Raw genomic sequence first — 1,135 nt, 5'->3', positions numbered from 1 at the left:
TTCAATACGAATGAGAACAAGCCATTACCGCCAGTAAAGTCGCGTTTAAAGAACTCATGACCAGGGCAGCTTTCTAGAGCAGGGTGACGAACGTGATCGACTTCAGGGCGGCTTGCCAACCACTGTGCGACTTTCAAACTGTTTTCAGCGTGCTGGCGTAAGCGAACATCCAAAGTGCGAATACCTCGTAGGCCAAGGTAAGCGTCATCAGGAGAAACGCATTGACCCATCAGGTAGCTTTGTTCGCGAAGCTGATCCCAGTATTTCTCAGACGCCACTGCGGTGCCGAGCATGACGTCAGAGTGTCCAACGATGTACTTTGTCGCCGCTTGAATAGAAATGTCCACGCCATGCTCGAAAGGTGAGAAGTTCACGCCTGCGCCCCACGTGTTATCGAGCATCACAATGATATCGTGCTCGTGAGCGATGCGCGCCATGGTTGGAACGTCTTGAACTTCCATCGTGATTGACCCCGGCGATTCAAGAAACAGTATTTTGGTGTTTGGTTGAATCAAATCACGAATGTTTTCGCCGATCATCGGATCGTAGTAAGTGGTTTCTACGCCCATCTTTTTCATGATCACGTTGCAGAAATCACGTGTTGGTTCGTAACACGTATCAACCATCAAAATATGGTCGCCAGCTTCAACGAAAGAAAGGATCGCGTTAGAAATAGCTGCCGTTCCGCAAGGGTAAAGAGCACAACCCGCACCGCCTTCGATCTCGACCATTGCATCTTGAAAAGCAAAGTGAGTGTTAGTGCCACGACGTCCGTAAAACAGCGTTTTGTTTGCGCGGTTTATTGCGGCTTGGTTTTTCTCTGCAACAGTATTAAACACGACAGTAGAAGCGCGTTGTACTGGTGGGTTTACCACGCCGTTGGTCCACTTCTTATCGCGGCCTGCGGTAATGAGTTTGGTCTTTTTGCCCTCTGACATAAAAATTCCCTGTCTTAAATATTACAATTTGGATTATTTAAAACATGGACGACATAGGGTTTGCAAGGGAAAAGTCACATATCGACCAATAACCGTTTGGATTGAACGTTTAGAGCGTCGTGTGGTAGCGATGATTGCGTGAGATGTATTGGGGAACGCACAGAATAGTCGATGCGAAAAGTAAGACGCAGATAAAA

The 1,135-nt window shown here is 47.5% G+C and carries 1 protein-coding gene; it reads right to left on the bottom strand.

All coding sequences use genetic code 11. The features are described 5' to 3' along the window. The coding region (locus R7P67_RS25680) for a cystathionine beta-lyase (protein ID WP_318086432.1) at window positions 1-938 on the bottom strand (938 nt) is incomplete at its 3' end. Window positions 939-1,135 lie beyond the last annotated feature (197 nt).

Source organism: Vibrio sp. Vb0937, assembly GCF_033338855.1.
Note: the sequence above shows the minus strand (reverse complement) of the source record. Positions and strands in the feature narration are given on the sequence as shown.